The organism is Streptomyces sp. NPDC127177, from assembly GCF_042672475.1.
Classification (GTDB): domain Bacteria; phylum Actinomycetota; class Actinomycetes; order Streptomycetales; family Streptomycetaceae; genus Streptomyces.
On sequence record NZ_JBHXUW010000011.1, the window covers coordinates 76,907 to 95,890 of the forward strand.

The 18,984-nt window shown below is 70.9% G+C and carries 17 protein-coding genes and 1 other RNA gene; 10 read left to right on the forward strand and 8 right to left on the reverse strand.

The features are described 5' to 3' along the window. Positions 1-834 (forward strand): dimethylargininase, encoded by an 834-nt coding sequence (ddaH, locus tag ACFVJX_RS09915; protein ID WP_384125528.1) that lies wholly within the window; start codon positions 1-3, stop codon positions 832-834. On the opposite strand, the gene ACFVJX_RS09920 is transcribed toward ddaH, so the two are convergent. Continuing rightward, entirely contained in the window at positions 831-1,829 is a 999-nt protein-coding gene (locus ACFVJX_RS09920; protein WP_384125526.1) for a small ribosomal subunit Rsm22 family protein, read from the reverse strand. The two genes, ddaH and ACFVJX_RS09920, sit on opposite strands and share 4 nt — an antisense overlap. A gap of 198 nt (positions 1,830-2,027) precedes the next feature. On the opposite strand from ACFVJX_RS09920, the gene ACFVJX_RS09925 reads away from it, so the two are divergent. Next, positions 2,028-3,335, forward strand: a complete 1,308-nt coding sequence (locus ACFVJX_RS09925) for a hypothetical protein (RefSeq protein WP_384125641.1) — start codon at positions 2,028-2,030, stop codon at positions 3,333-3,335. 46 nt (positions 3,336-3,381) lie between these two features. Here the strand turns inward: ACFVJX_RS09925 and ACFVJX_RS09930 are convergent, their stop codons facing one another. Further along, complete coding sequence (locus ACFVJX_RS09930) at positions 3,382-4,704, reverse strand: multidrug effflux MFS transporter (RefSeq protein WP_384125524.1); 1,323 nt, start codon at positions 4,702-4,704, stop codon at positions 3,382-3,384. Between the two features lie 78 nt (positions 4,705-4,782). Between ACFVJX_RS09930 and ACFVJX_RS09935 the strand changes: the two genes are divergently transcribed. After that, on the forward strand, positions 4,783-5,781 hold the full coding sequence (locus ACFVJX_RS09935) for a Gfo/Idh/MocA family protein (RefSeq protein ID WP_384125522.1): 999 nt from the start codon (positions 4,783-4,785) through the stop codon (positions 5,779-5,781). A 9-nt stretch (positions 5,782-5,790) separates the two neighbouring features. Here the strand turns inward: ACFVJX_RS09935 and ACFVJX_RS09940 are convergent, their stop codons facing one another. Continuing rightward, the gene (locus ACFVJX_RS09940) at positions 5,791-7,419 is read right to left on the reverse strand and encodes an alkaline phosphatase D family protein (RefSeq protein ID WP_384125520.1); all 1,629 of its coding nucleotides are present in this window, start codon (positions 7,417-7,419) and stop codon (positions 5,791-5,793) included. Positions 7,420-7,661: 242 nt separating this feature from the next. Between ACFVJX_RS09940 and ACFVJX_RS09945 the strand changes: the two genes are divergently transcribed. The 3 genes from ACFVJX_RS09945 to ACFVJX_RS09955 all read left to right on the forward strand — a co-directional run bounded on the left by ACFVJX_RS09945 (position 7,662) and on the right by ACFVJX_RS09955 (position 10,034). Then, positions 7,662-8,435: an SDR family oxidoreductase gene (locus ACFVJX_RS09945; protein WP_384125518.1), complete on the forward strand. Its 774-nt coding sequence runs from the start codon at positions 7,662-7,664 to the stop codon at positions 8,433-8,435. A 159-nt stretch (positions 8,436-8,594) separates the two neighbouring features. Next, positions 8,595-9,062: a lamin tail domain-containing protein gene (locus tag ACFVJX_RS09950; protein ID WP_384125517.1), complete on the forward strand. Its 468-nt coding sequence runs from the start codon at positions 8,595-8,597 to the stop codon at positions 9,060-9,062. A gap of 87 nt (positions 9,063-9,149) precedes the next feature. Next, positions 9,150-10,034, forward strand: coding sequence for a PhzF family phenazine biosynthesis protein (locus ACFVJX_RS09955; RefSeq protein WP_384125515.1), 885 nt, complete (start codon positions 9,150-9,152; stop codon positions 10,032-10,034). A gap of 36 nt (positions 10,035-10,070) precedes the next feature. Here the strand turns inward: ACFVJX_RS09955 and ACFVJX_RS09960 are convergent, their stop codons facing one another. Beyond that, entirely contained in the window at positions 10,071-11,012 is a 942-nt protein-coding gene (locus ACFVJX_RS09960) for an NAD-dependent epimerase/dehydratase family protein (protein ID WP_384125513.1), read from the reverse strand. Next, complete coding sequence (locus ACFVJX_RS09965) at positions 11,009-12,085, reverse strand: ScbA/BarX family gamma-butyrolactone biosynthesis protein (RefSeq protein ID WP_384125511.1); 1,077 nt, start codon at positions 12,083-12,085, stop codon at positions 11,009-11,011. The genes ACFVJX_RS09960 and ACFVJX_RS09965 overlap by 4 nt, the downstream gene beginning before the upstream one ends. A 125-nt stretch (positions 12,086-12,210) precedes the next feature. On the opposite strand from ACFVJX_RS09965, the gene ACFVJX_RS09970 reads away from it, so the two are divergent. Beyond that, positions 12,211-12,873 (forward strand): ScbR family autoregulator-binding transcription factor, encoded by a 663-nt coding sequence (locus ACFVJX_RS09970; protein WP_384125509.1) that lies wholly within the window; start codon positions 12,211-12,213, stop codon positions 12,871-12,873. 146 nt (positions 12,874-13,019) lie between these two features. Beyond that, positions 13,020-13,397 (forward strand): VOC family protein, encoded by a 378-nt coding sequence (locus ACFVJX_RS09975; protein WP_384125507.1) that lies wholly within the window; start codon positions 13,020-13,022, stop codon positions 13,395-13,397. A gap of 119 nt (positions 13,398-13,516) precedes the next feature. Here ACFVJX_RS09975 and ACFVJX_RS09980 read toward each other — a convergent pair whose 3' ends face one another. After that, the gene (locus ACFVJX_RS09980) at positions 13,517-14,518 is read right to left on the reverse strand and encodes a Ku protein (protein WP_384125505.1); all 1,002 of its coding nucleotides are present in this window, start codon (positions 14,516-14,518) and stop codon (positions 13,517-13,519) included. 517 nt (positions 14,519-15,035) lie between these two features. On the opposite strand from ACFVJX_RS09980, the gene proP reads away from it, so the two are divergent. Beyond that, entirely contained in the window at positions 15,036-16,541 is a 1,506-nt protein-coding gene (gene proP, locus ACFVJX_RS09985) for a glycine betaine/L-proline transporter ProP (RefSeq protein WP_384125503.1), read from the forward strand. A gap of 144 nt (positions 16,542-16,685) precedes the next feature. On the opposite strand, the gene rnpB is transcribed toward proP, so the two are convergent. Both rnpB and ACFVJX_RS09995 read right to left on the reverse strand, forming a co-directional pair. Next, positions 16,686-17,087, reverse strand: an RNA gene (gene rnpB, locus ACFVJX_RS09990) — RNase P RNA component class A. 134 nt (positions 17,088-17,221) lie between these two features. Then, positions 17,222-17,749 carry a TetR/AcrR family transcriptional regulator gene (locus tag ACFVJX_RS09995; protein ID WP_384125501.1) on the reverse strand — a complete coding sequence of 176 codons (528 nt, stop codon included), beginning with the start codon at positions 17,747-17,749 and terminating at the stop codon, positions 17,222-17,224. Between the two features lie 215 nt (positions 17,750-17,964). Between ACFVJX_RS09995 and sigJ the strand changes: the two genes are divergently transcribed. After that, on the forward strand, positions 17,965-18,891 hold the full coding sequence (gene sigJ / locus ACFVJX_RS10000) for an RNA polymerase sigma factor SigJ (protein WP_384314336.1): 927 nt from the start codon (positions 17,965-17,967) through the stop codon (positions 18,889-18,891). Positions 18,892-18,984: the final 93 nt, after the last annotated feature.

Consider the following 18,984-nt stretch of genomic DNA (forward strand, 5'->3'; position numbering starts at 1 on the left):
TTGCCTCGTGAAGCCACACCCAGCCGTCAGGCCACACCCCGCCGCTACCTGATGTGCGCCCCGGCCCACTTCAGGGTGACGTATTCCATCAATCCGTGGATGGATCCGACCAAGCCCGTGGATCTCCCGCTGGCGCTGACCCAGTGGGAGGACCTGCGCGACCGGTACCGCGCCCTCGGCCACACCGTGGAGGTGCTGTCCCCCGACCCCGAGCTGCCCGACATGGTCTTCGCGGCCAACGGGGCCACCGTGGTCGACGGCCGGGTGCTGGGCGCCCGTTTCGCCTATCAGGAGCGGTTCGCCGAGGCGGCCGCCCACCGCGACTGGTTCCGTGAGCACGGCTTCACCGAGATCCATGAGCCCGACCACGTCAACGAGGGCGAGGGCGACTTCGCGGTGACCTCGTCCTACCTGCTGGCGGGGCGCGGGTTCCGGTCCAGTCCGCTCTCGCACAACGAGGCGCAGGAGTTCTTCGGCCGTCCGGTGATCGGGCTCGATCTGGTCGATCCGCGCTACTACCACCTGGATACGGCGCTGAGCGTGCTCGACGAGGCGGCCGACGAGATCATGTACTACCCGGCCGCCTTCTCGCCGGGCAGCCGTGCGGTGCTGGCCCGGCTCTTCCCCGACGCGTTGATCTCCGAGGAGGCGGACGCCGCCGCGCTCGGGCTGAACGCGGTGAGCGACGGGCACCATGTGCTGCTGCCGCAGGCCGCCACGGGCCTCTTCGACCCGCTGCGGGCGCGTGGCTTCGAGCCGTTGCCGATGGACCTGAGCGAGCTGCTCAAGGGTGGCGGCAGCGTGAAGTGCTGCACCCAGGAGCTGCGCGGCTAGCCGGCGTCCTGCGGGGGCGGCCAGGAGTCGCCCCAGTCGATGTCCCGGGCGGCCCGGTACAGCTCGCCGTGCCGCTTGGTGACCGTGGCCCGCCGGAGCCCCTCGTCGCGGGTGCACAGCTCCAGCAGCACCTGGCCCTTGCGGATCTGCGGCCTGCGGGTGATCCGGGCCTCCACCGGCTCCGGGGTGAAGCGGGTGGCCGCGACGTAGCTGAACTTCTCGTCCTCGTACGGCAGTGAGCCGCCCTTCACCTTCCGGTGCAGCGAGGAGCGGCTGACCCGGGCCGAGAAGTGGCACCAGTCGGTGCCCGGCTCGATGGGGCAGGCGTCGCTGTGCGGGCAGGGCGCGGCGACGGTGAATCCGGCGGCGGTCAACAGATCCCGGGCCTCGATGATCCGTGCGTAGCCGTCAGGGGTGCCGGGCTCGACGATCACGACGGCCTGGGCCGCTCGGGCCGCGGCGCCGACGAGGGCGGTGCGGGCCTGCGGTGTCAGCTCGTTCAGCACGTACGAGACGGTCACCAGGTCCGTGGCGTCGAGTTCGAGGTCCGCGCCGATCCGGGCCCGCCGCCAGTCGACGGAGTCCAGTGCCGGGACGCCGGAGGCGCCGGCCAGTTCGCGGCCCAGGGCGAGCGCGGGTTCGGCCCAGTCCAGCACGGTGGTCCGCGGCCCCTCCCAGGCCCCGGCGACCGCCCAGCTCGCCGCTCCGGTGCCCCCGCCGACGTCGGTGTGCGTGGCGGGCGACCAGTCCGGGACGGCCTCGCGCAGGGCGTGCAGGGCGGACCGTACCGCTTCGAAGGTGGCGGGCATCCGGTACGCGGCGTACGCGGCGACGTCCGAGCGGTCGCGGAGCACCGGGGTGTCGGTGGGAGTGGTCCCCCGGTAGCTGGCGATGAGCCGGTCGACGGCCTGGGTGGCCTGCTTGGGGGGCAGCCCGTCCAGGAGGCCGGCCAGTGCCGTGCGCAGGGCGTCCGCGGTGGGGAGGGTGACGTTCACCGACGAAGTGTAGGCGGCCCGCGAGGAGCGGTGCCGACCCCGGTGTCGCGCGCGGAATCGGGGCAGAACGCGTACGGAGCCGAACTGCGGACCGTTACGGACCAGTTGCTACGCTGACCGGCGCGAGGTCGGGAATTGCTCTTCGGGGGGACCATGAGGCGGAAGATCGTGAGCCTGGCTCTGGTCACCGAGGGAACCGTGCGGGAGAGAGTCGTACGCCTGACCCTGGTCGCCGGAGTGCTGGTGCTCGCCCTGCTGTTCCTGCTGGCCACCTGCGGCGGCGCCGGTGGCAAGGACGGCGGCCGTGCGAAGAAGCCGGTGAAGAGCACCGGCCCGGCGACGCAGCTGCCCGTGCCGCCCGCGTACACGACCAAGCACGGCTGGGAGCTCATCGGCACCTCGCCCGACTACGCGCTCTCCCGGACGACGGGGCGGCTGGCGTTCCTGGTGCGGGCCGCCGGGGACCAGTACCAGCTGCGGACCATCGACTCGGAGACCGGGCGGGCCGGCTGGAGCGGTGAGAAGTGGCGGCCGCCGGCCGTGCAGCACTTCCCGAACCTGCTCACGGTCGCCACCGAGGACCACGAGTACTTCGTGACCTGGTCGTACGGGAAGGTCGGTGAGAACGCGCTGGTCCCGGCCGACACGATCGTCTCGCTGGACGTGTACGACGTGGAGGACGGTGCCCGGCAGCGTGTAGAGGTGCCGTGGAACACCGTGCCGACCGTCACGGCCACCGGCCCCGGCATCGTGATCAGCGACGGCCACGCCAACAGCGTGGTGGTGGACCCGAAGACCGGCAGGATCAGCAAGGTCCCGGCCAAGTCGTTGAAGTACCCGAAGGACTGCGCGACCTGCAAGCAGCTCACCGAGGTGCGCGGGCTGACCTCGAAGGGCCTGCTGGTCAGCGGTGCGCGCGAGTTCTGGGTGCAGGGCGGCTGGTTCAGCCGGAATGTCGCGCCCAAGGGCGCCGATCCCCGGAGCGGTGTCCCCACCTCGGTGGCGCGCAAGGTGGTGCTGGCCAAGTGGCAGCTCGCCAAGGGGTCGAAGGACGCGAAGACCTACGATCTGTGGACGGTGCACGCCTCGGAGACGGGCAAGGCGCTGGTCTCGGTGCGGTGCCACAAACCGGCGATCGAGCCCGGCCAGTACCCGCAGGCCGTCGTCTCGCCCTCGGGCAGCTATCTGGTGGCGGGGAACATCGCTTTCGACCTGAGCGCCAAGAAGGGCTACTGCTTCGAGGACTCCTCGGGCTCGAAGGCGCTGACGCTGGCGTCCGTGACCGACGACGGAACGGCGTACGGGGCCACGAGCGTGCGCAACGCGGCGGACGTGCTGGCCGGCGGCGGCTTCCCGGTCAAGGCCGATGTCATCTCCGGGACGACGGACCCGCTGCCCGCGAACGTGCGGGTGCCGGGCGCGGAGGGGGCGGAGGGGGTCGGCCTGTTCCGCTCGACGGACGAGCGGGACCGCCTGCACCTGATCGGCTACCCGCGCGCGGAGTGACCCCGCAGGCCGGTCCGAGACCCCGGGGCCTCGGAGCCTCGCTCCCTCACGGACGCCCGGCCGCCTGCTGCCAGGGCCTGCACAGCCCCAGGAAGCACACCATCGCGCCCACCGCGCACACCAGCTGCACGACGGCCATCGGCACGGCCGTCGCCTCCCCCGCGATCCCGACGAGCGGCGAGGCCACGGCACCGATCAGGAACTGGGACGTGCCGAGCAGCGCGGAGGCGGACCCGGCGGCGTGCTTGGTGCGCATCAGGGCCTGCGCGTTGGTGTTCGGCATCGCCAGCCCCATCGCGGCCATCAGGACGAAGAGTCCGGACGCCACCGGCACGAGACCGACGTCACCGAAGACCCCGGACGTCATCAGCAGCAGCGCCGTCGCGGCCAGCACGATGACACAGAGCCCGAAGCCGAGCGCCTTGTCGAGGCTGATCCGTCCGACCAGGATCTTGCCGTTGATCTGGCCGACGGCGATCAGTCCGACCGAGTTGATGCCGAAGAGCAGGCTGAAGGTCTGCGGGGAGGCGCCGTAGATCTCCTGCACGACGAACGGCGAGGCGCTCACATAGGCGAAGAGGGCGGCGAAGGCGAGGCTGCCCGCGACCATGTAGCCGGTGAAGGCGCGGTCCGCGAGCAGCCCGCGCATGGTGCGCAGCGCGTCGCCGATGCCGCCGGTGTGGCGTTCCGCGGGCGGCAGGGTCTCCTGGAGCCACTTCCAGACGACCAGGGTCAGCAGGACGCCGACCACGGTGAGGACGGCGAAGATGCCCCGCCAGTCGGTGATCCGCAGGACCTGCCCGCCGATCACGGGGGCGATGACCGGGGCGACCCCGGAGATCAGCATCAGGGTGGAGAAGAACTTCGCCATCTCCACGCCGTCGTACATGTCACGCACCACCGCCCGCGCGATGACGATGCCGGCCGCGCCGGCGAGTCCCTGGAGCAGCCGGAAGCCGATGAGGAGTTCGGCGGTCGGGGCGAAGACGCAGATCGCGGTGGCGAAGACGTAGATGATCATGCCGAGGAGCAGCGGCCTGCGCCTGCCCCAGCGGTCGCTCATCGGTCCGACGACGAGCTGGCCGAGCGCCATGCCGGTGAGGCAGGCGGTGAGTGTGAGCTGGACGGTGGCGGCCGGTGCGTGCAGCGCGTCGGTGACGGCGGGCAGCGCCGGGAGGTACATGTCCATGGACAGCGGCGGCAGCGCGGTCAGACCGCCGAGGACCAGGGTGACGAGGAGTCCGGTGCGCCGGGCCGCCGCGGTGGCGACGGGGCCGGGTGGAGAGGTGACGGGTACGCCGGGAAGTCCGATTCCGGCGGTGTCGGTTATGTCTGCTTGCTGGGCCCGGCTGACGCCGCTCTCCGGCATTCTCATCTCCATGGTTGTTGAATCCGCCTCTATGCTCTCAGCTCAGCCGGAATGGTCGACACCTTTTTGGGAGCGTGCATGAGCAGGACTGTCCGTTGGGGCGTGCTGGCGACAGGTGGCATCGCGGCGACCTTCACCGCTGACCTGCTGGCGATGCCCGACGCGGAGGTCGTCGCCGTGGCCTCCCGCACGGACACGTCGGCGAAGGCGTTCGCCGAACGGTTCGGGATATCCAGGGCGTACGGCAGCTGGGCCGAGCTCGTCGCCGACGAGGATGTGGACGTGGTGTACGTGGCCACACCGCACTCGGCGCACCGGGAGGCCGCCGCGCTGGCCCTGGAGGCCGGCAAGCACGTGCTGTGCGAGAAGGCGTTCACGCTCAACGAGCGCGAGGCCCGGGAGCTGGTGGAGCTCGCCCGGGACCGCGGTCTCTTCCTGATGGAAGCGATGTGGACGTACTGCAACCCGGTCATCCGGCGGATGACGGAGCTGGTGCGGGACGGGGCGATCGGCGAGATCCGCACCGTGCAGGCCGATTTCGGCTTCGCGGGTGATTTCGACGCCGGACACCGGCTGCGCGATCCCGCGCTGGGCGGCGGCGCGCTGCTGGACCTCGGGGTCTACCCGGTGTCGTTCGCGCAGTTGCTGCTGGGTGAGCCGGACCGGGTCCGGGCGGACGCGCTGCTGTCCCCCGAGGGCGTCGACCTGAACACCGGCATGCTGCTGGGCTGGGACTCGGGCGCCACCGCCCTGCTCGCCTGCTCGATCGTCGGGCACCATGCGACGGCCGCCACGGTCACCGGGACGGCCGGCCGGATCGAATTCCCGGACAGCTTCTTCCACCCGCACCGCTTCGTGCTGCACCGGGCGGGCGCCGAGCCCGAGGAGATCACCTCCGGTCCCGGGCCGCAGGGTCTGACGGGGATGCAGTTCGAGGCGGCCGAGGTGATGCGCGCGATCCGGGCCGGCGAGAGGGAGTCCCCGCTGGTGCCGCTGGATGGTTCGCTCGCGGTGATGCGGACGCTCGACGCGGTACGTGACCGCATCGGCGTCCGCTACCCGGTGGACGTCCCCTAGGACCTGTCGTCAGGCCGGGGTGAGGCCCTGGTTGCCGACCTCGGTGGTGAAGGAGCCGGCCGTCGTGATGGGGGCACCCGGCGTGGTGACGGCGGAGACCGTGCGGAAGTCGGCGCGCGCCTGCCGCTCCTGGAGGGTGACGAGGGCGTACCCGCGCCGGCCGTTGTAGAACTTCAGGTGCGGGTTGGCCTGCGTGAGGTTGTTCCAGTTGGACGGCTTCTCCGAGCCGTCCTTGCCGCTGGTGATGGACGTGGTGACGATCTCGGTGCCCAGGGTGCGCGACGCCGGGTCGTCGAAGTCCCGCTTGATGTCGAAGCCGTAGCTGACGTGCACATCGCCGGTCAGCACCATCAGGTTGTCCACGCCGGCGGCCTCGGCGCCCTTCAGGACGCGGTCCCGGGAGGCCGTGTATCCGTCCCAGGAGTCCATCGAGAGCTTGAAGGCGTCGGTCGGCACGTCGCGCCGCTGGGCGAAGGTGACCTGTTGCGGCACGACGTTCCAGGTGGCCCGCGAGTGGCGCCAACCGTCGATCAGCCAGCGCTCCTGTGCGGCGCCGGTGATGGTGCGCGAGGGGTCCTCGGACTCGGGTCCGGGGGTCTGCCAGCCGTCGCCGTACGCCTGGTCGCTGCGGTACTGGCGGGTGTCGAGGATGTCGAACTGGGCGAGCCGGCCGTACTGCAGGCGCCGGTAGAGCTTCATGTCCGGGCCGGTCGGCCGCTGCGGGGCGCGCAGCGGCTGGTTCTCCCAGTACGCGCGGTAGGCGGCGGCCCGGCGGATCAGGAACTCCTCCGGCGGCACGTTGTCCTCGGAGGTGTCCCCGGCGTAGTTGTTCTCGGTCTCGTGGTCGTCCCAGGTGACGACGAAGGGGTGCGCGGCGTGGGCGGCGCGCAGGTCGGGGTCGGACTTGTAGAGGGCGTACCGCAGGCGGTAGTCCTCCAGCGTGGTCGTCTCCCGGTTGAAGAGGGCGGGCAGGGTCCGGTCGGTGTAGTTGCGGGCACCGCCGACCGCGTTCACGGCGTACTCGTAGAGGTAGTCGCCGAGGTGGAAGACGACGTCGACGTCCTCCCGCGCGAGGTGCTTGTAGGCGGTGAAGTAGCCGTCGTGGTAGGCCTGGCAGGTGACGGCGGCCAGGCGGAGTTCGCGCTTGTGCGCGCCGGGGGCGGGCGCGGTGCGGGTGCGGCCGACCGGGCTGGTCCACTTGCCGGTGCGGAAGCGGTAGTAGAGGACGCGGTCGGCGTCGAGTCCCTTGACCTCGACGTGGACGCTGTGGTGGAACTCGGGGTGGGCGGTGGCCGAGCCGCGCCGGACGATGCGGGTGAAGCGCTCGTCGCGGGCCAGCTCCCAGCGGACCTCGACGCGGGCACGGGGCAGTCCGCTGTCGGGCTCGTACGGGCGGGGCGCGAGCCTCGTCCACAGCAGGACGGAGTCGGGCAGCGGGTCGCCGGAGGCGACGCCGAGGGTGAACGGGTCCTCGCCGATCTGCCGGGCGTCCAGCTCGGCGGCGGCCGCGGTGCCGGCGGTCGGCAGGCCGACCGAGAAGGCGAGCGCGGCGGCTGCACCGGTGACGGTGAGAAATCGGCGGCGGCCCGTGTGCCGGGCGGCGTCGCGCAGCTCCTGCTGGTGCGATGAGTGCGTCATCTGTCCCTCCCCTGACTGGTGATGTGGGGGAAGTCCACCGGTCCAGCACATCCGGCGGTTGTCGTGCTCGCGTCGCGCGGGCGTCGCCGGGATGAGGAATGCGGCAGGAATGGGTCCCCAGGGGCAAACTCCGCATATGCGGCCGACTCCATGATCGTTAACTCCGGACCCGATATCCCGGGAATCGCCGGTGGCCGGTACCGGAACCGCCGGATCGGGCCCTGGGCGTACGCTGCCGCACCATGAGCAACAATCTGTTGAACTCCGCGACGAAGACGGCCGTGGTCACGGGCGCGGGCTCCGGGATCGGCCGCGCGGTGGCTCTGGCCCTGACCGGCGCCGGCTGGTCGGTGGCGCTCGCGGGCCGCCGCCCCGGGCCGCTGACCGAGACCGCCGCCCTGGCCGGGGAGGACGCCCGGGTGATCACCGTCCCCACCGACGTCTCACGCCCCGGCGATGTGGAGGCACTGTTCTCCTGCGTGCGCGAGACCTTCGGCCACCTCGACCTGCTCTTCAACAACGCGGGCACCTTCGGTCCCGGCGGGGTGCCGGTCGAGGACCTCTCGTACGAGGACTGGCGCACGGTCGTCGACGTGAATCTGACGGGCGCCTTCCTGTGCGCGCAGGCGGCGTACCGGCAGATGCGGGAGCAGGACCCGCAGGGCGGCCGGATCATCAACAACGGCTCGGTCTCCGCGCACTCCCCGCGCCCGCACTCGGTCGCCTACACCGCAACGAAGCACGCCATGACCGGTCTGACGAAGTCGCTGTCGCTGGACGGGCGCCCGTACCGGATCGCCTGCGGGCAGATCGACATCGGCAACGCGGCGACCGAGATGACCGAGCGGATGCGGACCGGAATCCTCCAGGCCAACGGCGAGCTGGCCGTGGAGCCGGTGATGGCGGCCGCGGACGTGGCCGGGACCGTGCTCCACATGGCGCAGCTGCCGCTGGAGGCGAACATCCAGTTCGCGACGGTCATGGCGACTGCCATGCCGTACGTGGGCCGAGGCTGACCCACCTCGGTCAGAAATAGCCCTTGAACGAACAGAACTGACCAACCCCCACACCGGAACGGTCAAAGCTTGCCGGAATGGCACCCCAGCCGGTCCGGCAAGCGCGTGCTGCCCTTATGCTCAGCTCCCTTCACCGGAACGACACACAAGGAACACAGCATGCGCATATCCACCGCGGTGCCCCTCGCCCTGGCCGCAACCACCGCCCTCGCCGCTTCGCTGCTCGTCGCGGCCCCGGCCTCGGCCGCCGCGCACCAGGGCGGAGTGCACCTCGGCAAGATCCAGTACGACAGCCCCGGCAAGGACACCGGGTCCAACGGCTCGCTCAACGCCGAATGGGTGGAGATCCACAACAACACCAAGTCGAAGGTGCAGCTCAAGGGCTACAAGCTGAAGGACAACTCCGGGTACACCTTCACCTTCGGCAGCTACAACGTCAGCGCGGGCAAGACCGTCAAGGTCCACACCGGAGGGGGGAAGATCAGTCCCGGCCATGTGTACTGGAAGCGCGGTTCGTACGTCTGGAACAACACCGGTGACAAGGCGCGGCTGATCAAGCCGAACGGCAAGCTGCTGGACTCCTGCTCCTGGACGAAGTCGAGCAAGGGCACCAAGAACTGCCACTGAACCGGCTGCCCGGCCCCGGTCCCGCCCGCCGATGAGGCCGGCGGGACCGGCGGGAATGCCCCGGCCCACGGCACGGTTGTGCGGCACATGACTGAACTTCCCGCGACCGAGATCCTGCGCTACACCGCCTTCTCCACCGATCCGGACGGCGGAAATCCGGCCGGCGTCGTGCTCGACGCGTCCGGGCTGGACGAGGCGTCGATGCTGGCCGTGGCGGCGGAGCTCGGTTACAGCGAGTCGGCCTTCCTGACCGGGCCGGCCGAGGCGACCGCGCCGGGCGCCCGCGGCTACGCGATCCGCTACTTCAGCCCCAAGGCCGAGGTCCCGTTCTGCGGGCACGCCACGGTCGCGACGGCCGTGGCCCTCGCCGAACGGGACGGGCCGGGCGACATCGAGTTCGCGACCCTCGCCGGCCCGGTGCCGGTGACGGTCGTGCGCGAGGGCGGCGAGCTGCGGGCCACCCTCACCAGTGTGGAACCGCACGTCTCGGACGTCGCCCCGGGCGATCTGACGGAGGCGCTGGCCGCCCTGGACTGGCCGGCGGCCGATCTCGACCCGGCCCTGCCGCCCCGCATCGCCTACGCGGGCGCCCGGCACCTCGTCCTGGCCGCCGCGACGCGCGAACGGCTGGCCGCGCTCGACTACGACTTCGCCCGCCTCGAAGCACTCATGCACCGGATCGACCTGACCACGCTCCAACTGGTCTGGCGCGCCTCGGAATCCGTCTTCCACGTCCGCAACCCGTTCCCGGTCGGCGGGGTGGTCGAGGACCCGGCGACGGGTGCGGCGGCAGCCGCCCTCGGCGCGTACCTGCGCACCCTGTCCCTGGTGCCGGAGACCACTGAACTGACCCTGTACCAGGGCGAGGACATGGGTCGGCCCGGCACGCTCACCGTCGCGCTGCGGGCGGGCGACGCCCGGGTACGGGTGAGCGGGACCGGCACCGGGATCCCGGCGCCGGCCGGCGCGTGACACGCCCGCCGGTGGGCACCGCCCACCGGCGGCCCGTCAGCGGCTGAGGAACTTCCGGTACCAGGGGGCGTGTTCGGCGAAGGACGTACGGAAGTCAGGACCCGGCGCGCACCCGAAGTCCTCCTGGATCCGGTCGTCCGCGAACCAGTGGTCCACGGTGAGCATCTCGAAGTGGTGCTTGGCGTAAGGGACTCCGACCAGCCGGGCACGGGCCTCATCCATCGCGATCTCGGTCCGGGCCCAGGGCAGCGAGAGTTCGGTGAGAACGGCCGAAAGGAGCTCCGAACAGGTCACCGGCTCCGGGTGGTTGACGTGGTAGACACCCGTCGGGTCCTTCGGGGAGAGCGCCGCCCCGAGCAGCGCCCGCCCCAGCGTCTCCACGTCGATCATCGAATGCCGGGCGTCGCAGCCGGCCGGCCCGGCCGACAGGTACCGCAACAGGGCGACCAGCCCCGGAATCGCCCACCGGTCCCCCGCCCCGTGCACGATGTGCGGGCGCAGGACCACTCCCCCGGCCGCCAGGACGTGCTGTTCGGCGGCGGCCCGGGTCAGGCTGGTGGCCGAGGCGGGCGCCGGCTCGGCGACGCCCGGCCGCAGCGCGGTGAACGGGCCCCGGCCGTAGACGGACGCGGTGCTCAGGTGGACGATCCGGCCGACTCCACCGCGCACCGCCTCATCCACCAGGGCCCGGGTGCCCTGTTCGTTGACGGTCCGGGCGATCCGTTCACCGGAGCCGACGTGCGAGGCGCAGTGGATCACGGCGTCGACGCCGTCGCAGCTGCCGCGCAGCGTCACTGGGTCGGCGAGATCCCCGTACACCGTCTCGAAGCCGGAACCGTCGGCCGGCTGGGCCGATTCCTCCAGTTCGGTCCGGTGCGTCATCAGCCGGAGGCTGAGGCCGGGTGTGGCGCGGGCGGCGGCGGCCACCCGGCTGCCGACGAATCCGGCCGCGCCGGTGATGAGGATGCGCGTGGTCATGAGCAGCGGCTCCGGGCGTCGCTGAGGCCGGTCTGGCGGAGATCCGGCGTGCGGAGGGTGCAGGTGAAAGCGGGTTCGTCGTCCTGGACGGCCCGTATGCGTACCCCGGGGGGCGAGGTGCCGTCGGCGGGGACGGGCAGGGCCTCGATCCGGCAGGGACGGTCCAGTTCCACGTACTGGAGGAAGTCGGCCTGTATCGATGTCGGGAGGAAGGCGCGTCCTGGAGAGGCGGCCTGGGCGGCCTGGCGGGCGGCCTCCAGCAGCAGGATGCCCGGCACATGGTCGTTGGAGTGACTGAACAGCGTCGGATGCCTGGTGTCGAGCCGCAGTGCCCAGGTGTCGGGCTCCTGCGCGGGGGCGAGGACGACGTCGTTCTCGGAGGTCCTGCCCACCGTGCGCGGGGCGACGGCGGGCAGGAGGGGTATCCGTGCGTCGAGCATGTGGCTCCGGTGACCTCGCAGCCGCCGGTACGCCCCGGCCGATGTGCAGCTGATCCGCCCGCCGCCGGAGGCGAGCACGGTGCCGCGGCGGTGCAGGAGCAGTTCGAGGTGCATGGAGCCGAGGCTCCGGCCGCGGCGCTGGATGCGGGAGCAGGACACGTCCACCGTGATGTCCCAGGGGTCCTCTCCCAGGACGAGGCGCTCGGCCTCGGAGACGTAGCGCAGTTCCCACATCACGAAGGCGTCGCCGAGCGGCACCCCGAACTCGGCGTGCGCGATCAGCATCGTCGTCTGCCGCATCGTCTCCGCGATCAGCAGCGGGTCCTGATGACGGCCGGCGACCGGGGAGAAGAAGCGGTGGGACCGCGGCCAGTGGGCCGACACGGAGAACTGGGATTCGGTGAGCCGGGTCAGTCCGGTGGGGAAGACGTCCAGCGGGTCCGGCCGGTGGACGAGCTCTCTCAGCCGTTCGGGCGATCTTCCTCTGCGCACCGGTTCGTCCGTTCCGGCGACGGTGACGGACTCCGGGGCTCCGCCGGGAGCACTGGTGGCCCCGGTGCCCCTTTCGTCCCCGACTTCGTTCCCGACGCTCTCGGCCGACACCGAAGCGCTGCGTGAGGTGAGCTGAACCATGAAGTTCCCCCAGGAGGATCCGAGTCAAAGAGCCGAGCAGTCCCGCAGTAAGATACTGACAGCCCGGTTTTACTTTCCAGCCAACCCCATGTGGCACCGTCCCCGCCACCACTAGAGAGAAGCTGATGGCACAGCAGGCGCGCGCGATCCAGACCCGGCGGTCGATCCTGGTGGCGGCCGCCGACGTGTTCGACGAGCGCGGCTACAGCAGCGCCACCATCAGCGAGATCCTCGCGCGGGCGGGGGTGACCAAGGGCGCGCTCTACTTCCACTTCGCCTCGAAGGAGGATCTCGCGCTCGGGGTGATGGACATCCAGCTGCACAGCGACCCGCTGCCCCCTCAGCTGACGAAGCTCCAGGAGCTGGTGGACCAGGGCATGATCCTCGCCCACCGCCTGCGCCACGAGCCACTGGTTCGGGCCAGCGTGGGCCTCGCCATGGACCAGGCCGTGGAGGGGCTCGACCGGGGTACGCCGTTCCGGGCCTGGATAGACCGGCTCGAACACCTGCTGCGTGCCGCGAAGGGCCAGGGCGAGCTGCTGCCGCACGTCGACCCGGGCGAGACGGCCGAAATGCTGGCCGGATCCTTCTCCGGCATCCAGGTGATGTCCCAGGTGCTGTCCAACCGCGAGGACCTCGGGCGGCGGATCTCGGTCCTGCTGCACTACGTCCTGCCGAGCATCTCGACACCCGCCGTACTGGCCACTCTGGATATGGCCGAAGATCGCGGTGAGCGTCTGCTCAGCCGCCTCGAAACCGTACCCAGCCAGGTCGGCACTCCCAACTGACCGTCTGAGTCGGGTGCTTGATGGCCGAAAGCAGACCGGGCGGTCCGGAAATACCGTACGGAATCACCGCTGCGGCCGAATCTACAGCCGTCCCCGCCGCCCGTATGGTCGGTGACGCCAAGTCAGTCATGTGACAGGAGTCGCCGATGTCCGTCCGACGCATCGTCCCCAACATCGCTGTCGGCGCGGGGAAGGATCCCGAAGCCGAGGCGGGCGCCCTGCGCGCGAACGCCGCCTTCTACCAACTGCTGGGATTCGAGGAGGTCATGAACCTCGGCTGGATCACGACGCTCGCCTCGCCGTCCGAACCCACCGCCCAGGTCAGCATCATGACCGCCGACAGGACCGGGCCGGTCACCCCGGACATGAGCGTGGAGGTGACGGACGTGGACGCCGTGCACGCGGCGCTGGTGCGCGAGGGCGCGGAGATCGTGTACGGACCGCGGGACGAGGAATGGGGCGTACGCCGCTTCTTCGTACGCGATCCCAACGGCCGCGTCGTCAACGTCCTGAGCCACCGCTGACCCCGCCCGAACGCCGGTCCGTCCAGCGAGTGGGCGGGCGCGCCCGGTGGCGGCGCCGTGAGGGGTACGCGGCCGACGCGGAGGCCGCGATGGGAACAGCCGGGCCCTCAGCGGTTCCCTCAGGACGCGTTGCGTTTCCCGGCAGCCGTCCTTCCGGCCGCGGTCTTCTTCGTCGAGGCCTTCTTGGCACCGGACTTGCCGCCCGTGGACTTGCCCGCGGCGGACTTCTTCGCCGTGGCCTTCTTGGCCGCGGTCTTCTTCGCCGTGGCCTTCCCGGCCGCCGTCCGCCCGCGCGACGGCATCGGGTGCACGGTCGCGTCCCCGCCTTCGTCCTCCTTGCCCCGGTTCTCCTTCGCGGCCTTGACGGAGGCGTTCAGGGCGGCCATCAGGTCCATGACCTTGCCGGACTCGCCCTCCTTCTCCGCGGCCTGTTCGGGGGCCCGCCTGCCCTCGGACTTCGCCTCGATCAGCTCCTCCAGGGCATCGCGGTAGTGGTCCCGGAATCCTGAGATGTCGTCGGCCGCCATGGTCTCGGTGAGCTGGACCGCCTGCTCGATCTCGGTGTCGTCCAGTTCGACGTCCTTCGGCGCGAGGGACTCCGGACTGCGGATCTCGTCGGGCCAGTGCATGACGTGCAGTACGATCGCGCCCTCACGGACCCGGAGCACTCCGAGGCGCTCCCGGCCGTGCCACGCGAACTTGGCGACGGCGACCTTGTCGGAGCGCTCCAGGGCCTTGCGGAGCAGGGTGTAGGGCTTCGCCGCCACCTGGCCGTCGGCGCCCAGGTAGTAGCTGTCGCCGATCCGGACCGGATCGATGCTGCCGGCCTCGACGAACGCGACGATCTCGATCGCCTTCGCCGTGGGCAGCGGCATCTCGGCGAGCTCCTCGTCGGTGACGGGAACGATGTCGTCCTTCGAGACCTCGTAGCCCTTGCCGATCTCCTCCTGGGGCACGTCCTCCTCGTCGATCGAGCAGATCTTGCGCGTACGGACCCGGCCCATGTCCTCCAGATGCACCTGCCGGAACCGGATGGAGTGGTCCTCCGAGGCGCTGACGATCTTGATGGGGATCGTGACCAGGCCGAAGCTGATGGCCCCGGACCACAGGGGTCGCGGCATACCTACCTCCAAAGACCCCGGCGGTCCGTGACCGGCCGGGCCCCTCACCCGTTACGAGTGAGGCGACGGCAGACGAAGTCCTACACGAACAGTGTGCTGGCACCTCGGCCGGGCGGCCAGTCGCCGCCGCCCCTGGCCATGCCCGGAAGGCTCCGACCGGGGGTGCCTGCGAACCGTTCCGCGTTCCACCCCGGGTGGCGCGTCCGGGCGTCGGGTTGTAGGGGAACCGCGCGCCACGTCCGGCCGTGCTCACGAGGCCGGGACCGTCCGCGTGAACAGGCCGCACGAGCCGTCCCCCCTCGTCCGTACGGGTTCCCTGACTCACCCTTACGGCACAGTCACGCGGCGTTCCAAGGGCAGGACAGGGAGGGTGGGCCTGCCGGGGACGACAGGAGGCGGCGCCGCACGGTGCGGCGAAGAGCTGAGCGACACAGCGGAGGGCAGGGCATTCATGCCGGGACCGAAACGACAGCCGCGCCTTCCCCGACGCCGCGGCGACCGGGGTGCGACGGACCAGATGGTGCGGACGCTGCTGCGGCGTCGCAAGAAGGCGCTGGCCGCCGAGGACGTGACGGTCACCGATCCGCCCAAGGTGCGCCGCGCCGTCACAGCGGCGGCGCTCGGCAACACCATGGAGTGGTTCGACTTCGGTGTCTACGCCTATCTCGCGGGCACCCTCGGGAAGGTCTTCTTCCCGTCCAGCTCACCGGGCGCGCAGGTGGTGTCGACCTTCGCGACGTTCGCCGCGGCCTTCCTGGTGCGTCCACTCGGGGGGCTGGTGTTCGGCCCGCTCGGTGACCGGGTCGGGCGTCAGAAGGTCCTGGCGGTCACCATGATCATGATGGCGGCGAGCACCTTCGCCGTCGGTTTCCTCCCCTCGTACGCCACGGTCGGCTTCGCCGCTCCGCTGCTGTTGCTGTTGTGCCGTCTGGTGCAGGGTTTCTCCACCGGTGGCGAGTACGCGGGGGCCACGACCTACATCGCCGAGTACGCGCCCGACAAGCGCCGCGGTTTCCTCGGCAGCTGGCTCGACTTCGGCACCTTCATCGGCTACTCGCTGGGCTCCGGCCTCGTGACCGTGCTGACCGCGGTGCTCGGCACGGACGGGCTGACGGACTGGGGGTGGCGCATCCCGTTCTTCGTCGCGGGACCGCTCGGCCTGATCGGTCTGTACATGCGGCTGAAGCTGGAGGAGACCCCCGCCTTCCAGCGCGAGGAGGAGGCACAGGCCGAGGCGCTGTCCGAGGGCGATCCGGTCGAGGAGGCGCGTCAGTCCGGCAAGGGCAGGCTGAAGGAGATCTTCACCAAGCACTGGGAGGCGGTGCTCATCTGCATGGGCCTGGTGCTGCTCTACAACGTCACGAACTACATGGTGACCTCCTATCTGCCGACGTACATGTCCGAAACGCTCGGCGAACCGGAGACGAGTTCACAGCTCCTGGTCCTCGGCACGATGCTCCTTGTGGCCCTGACCATCACAGTGGTCGGCAAGTCCTCGGACCGCTGGGGCCGACGCCCGCTCTTCATGGCGGGGAGTGCGGCACTCATCGTGTTCGCCATCCCGGCCTTCCTGCTCATCCGGGAGCGCGGCATCCTGCTTCCGGCGATCGGGTGCGGGATGCTCGGCCTGCTCCTGGTCTGCTTCGCCGGCACGTCGGCCTCGACACTTCCGGCGCTGTTCCCGACACGACTGCGCTACGGCGCCCTGTCGATCGCCTTCAACATCTCCGTGTCGCTGTTCGGCGGGACCACTCCGCTGTTCACCTCCGCGCTCGTGGAGCTGACGGACAACGACATGATCCCCGCGTACTACCTGATGGTCGCCGGCGCGATCGGACTCGTCGCGACCTTCTTCCTGCACGAGACGGCGGGCAAGCCGCTGCGCGGTTCCGGGCCCATGGTGGAGACCCCGGAACAGGCCCGTGTCCTCGTGGCACGGAGCAGGACACGGGCGGGCCGGCAGGCGCGGGACGTCTGGATCCGGATGCGGCATCCGTGGAGCGGGGGAAGGCACAAGGACTGACGGCAGCGGCCATCCGCGGGGCGAGGAAAAGCACAGGGGCTGACGGCTGCGCTGGAACACCCGTCGAGGCGGCAGACCCCCGAACGGCCGGAAGGGCCTCCGACACAGCTCGGAGGCCCTTCCATGACAAGCCGCAGGTGGCGGCAGACGAGTCGGGCTGTACGCCGGGTTCTGTCGCCCGGTCGCCTCGCGGCGGCCGGGGAGACGGCCATCCATCTAGGACCGGCATTGCTGCCGGTCTCGTGCGGTCTACCCGCGAACTCGGGCGGGCAGCCCTCGAACGTTCGCGCAGGACCGTCTTGCGACGGCCCCTCTTGACCTTGCTCCGGGTGGGGTTTACCTAGCCGCCTGAGTCGCCTCAGGCGCTGGTGGTCTCTTACACCACCGTTTCACCCTTACCGAGGACCGAAGTCCAAGGCGGTCTGTTTTCTGTGGCACTGTCCCGCGGGTCACCCCGGGTGGCCGTTAGCCATCACCCTGCCCTGTGGAGCCCGGACGTTCCTCGGGAGGGTCCGAAGATCCTCACGCGGCCGTCCGCCCGGCTCGTCTGCCGTGGCGCCCATGCTACCCGCCTGGTGGGGGCCGCCGGGCATGGCCGGCGGGCCGCTCGGATGAACTGCGCAGCGGCGGGGGTGCCACGGGCACCACGCCGTGGAAGCTCGCGAGGCGGCGGACGCGGGTCAGCGGCGGCCCGGGGCGAAGGCCGCGATCCCCGCTGCCCATGCCGCCGCCACGTCGGCGTCCCCGGGGAAGCGGCCGTTGAGCTCCATCACGACCATCCCGTGCGCGAAGGCCCAGGCCGCCCTGGCGCGTCCCTCGTCACCGCTCAGGGCACGGAGGAGCGGGGCCGCGGCGCGTTCCTCCAGTTCCGGCGGGAGGGGGCGGCCGGTGGTGAGGCGGTAGAGGTGGGGGTGGGCCAGAGCGTGGGTGCGGTAGGCGGCTGCCAGGGCCGGGAAGGAGCCCGGGGCGGCGGACTCGGCCGCTTCGAGGGCCTCGGCCGTCCCACGCAGCATCACCTCGACGAGGGCGTCCACCACGGACGACTTGTCAGGGAAGTGCTTGTAGAGGGAGGGCGCCGTGGTGCCGACGCGTGCGGCGAGGCGGCGCATGGTGAGCGCGTCCGGGCCCTCCTGTTCCAGCAGCGTCCGGGCGGCGGCGACGATCTGCCGGGGACGGTCGGTGGCGGACGGGGCGGCGAGGTCGGTCACGCCGGTCCTTCCTTCGTACGGGGGCGCGGGGCACGGAGCACAGGGCCGAAGCGCGATCGTACGAGACGCGGGCCGGTGCGCGCTGTCCACCCGGGATCGCCGCGCCCGTGATGAGAAGGTTGGGCCAGTCCCGCGACCACCTGCACGACGGCGTATCACCTGTGCAGAGACCCAGGGCTGTCGCACAGGTATCCCGTAGCTCGAAGAGGGGCCCCATGTCCATGGCGGGCAAAGAAGCAGCGCAGTCCGGACGCGGCCGGGACACCACCCTCCCGGACCGGGCCGTGCTGATGTCTCTGGTCTTCAGAATGCTCGGCTCGACGCACGACGCCGAGGACGTCGTCCAGGAGACGTACGTCCGGTGGTACGCGATGCCCGAGCAGGCCCGCGCCGGCATCAAGTCGCCACCGGCCTGGCTGGTGCGCGTGGCGAGCCGGATCTGTCTGGACCACCTCGGCTCCGCCCGTGCTCGCAGGGAACGGTATACGGGGCAGTGGCTTCCCGAGCCGTTGCCGGAAAGCGCCGTATGGAGCAGCGTACGGCTGTCGAGCCGGTCGGAGGATCCCGCGGACCGGGTCGCCCTGGACGAGTCCGTCACCATGGCCGTGCTCGTCCTGCTGGAGTCGCTCACCCCGGCGCAGAGAGTGGCGTTCGTCCTGCACGACGTGTTCAAGGTCCCGTTCACCGAGATCGGCGCCATCGTCGACCGCAGTCCGGAGAGTTGCCGGGCCCTCGCCGTGGCAGCCCGCCGCAGCATCACCTCGGCCCGCAGGAACGAAGCGGACCGGTCCGAATACCCGCAGGTGGTCCGCGAGTTCAAGAGGGCGTGCCAGACGGGGGAGCTCGACAGGCTGCTCGAACTGCTGGACCCGCGGGTCACCGCACGAGCCGACGGCGGCGGGTACGTCAGCGCCGCGCCGCGGCCCATCCTCGGGGCCGACAAGACCGCCCGCTACCTGGTCGGCGTATGGCAGAAGGGGTCCCCGCTCGATGTGGAGCTGCGGAACGCGGGCCGGCGTCCTGCGCTGGTGTGCCGGTCGAACGGGGCGGTGGTCGCGGTGGTCTCCCTGAACATCGCACAGCGCCGCGTCACCGATGTGTGGCTCACGCTGAACCCGGAGAAGCTAGGTTCCTGGTCCTGAGCCGGCGGATCCAGCAGATTCACCCGAAAGCGGGCTCGCGCCCGCTCACCCTCGGCCGGCACCTCACACATCAGCGCCCTGTCCCGTCCTAGT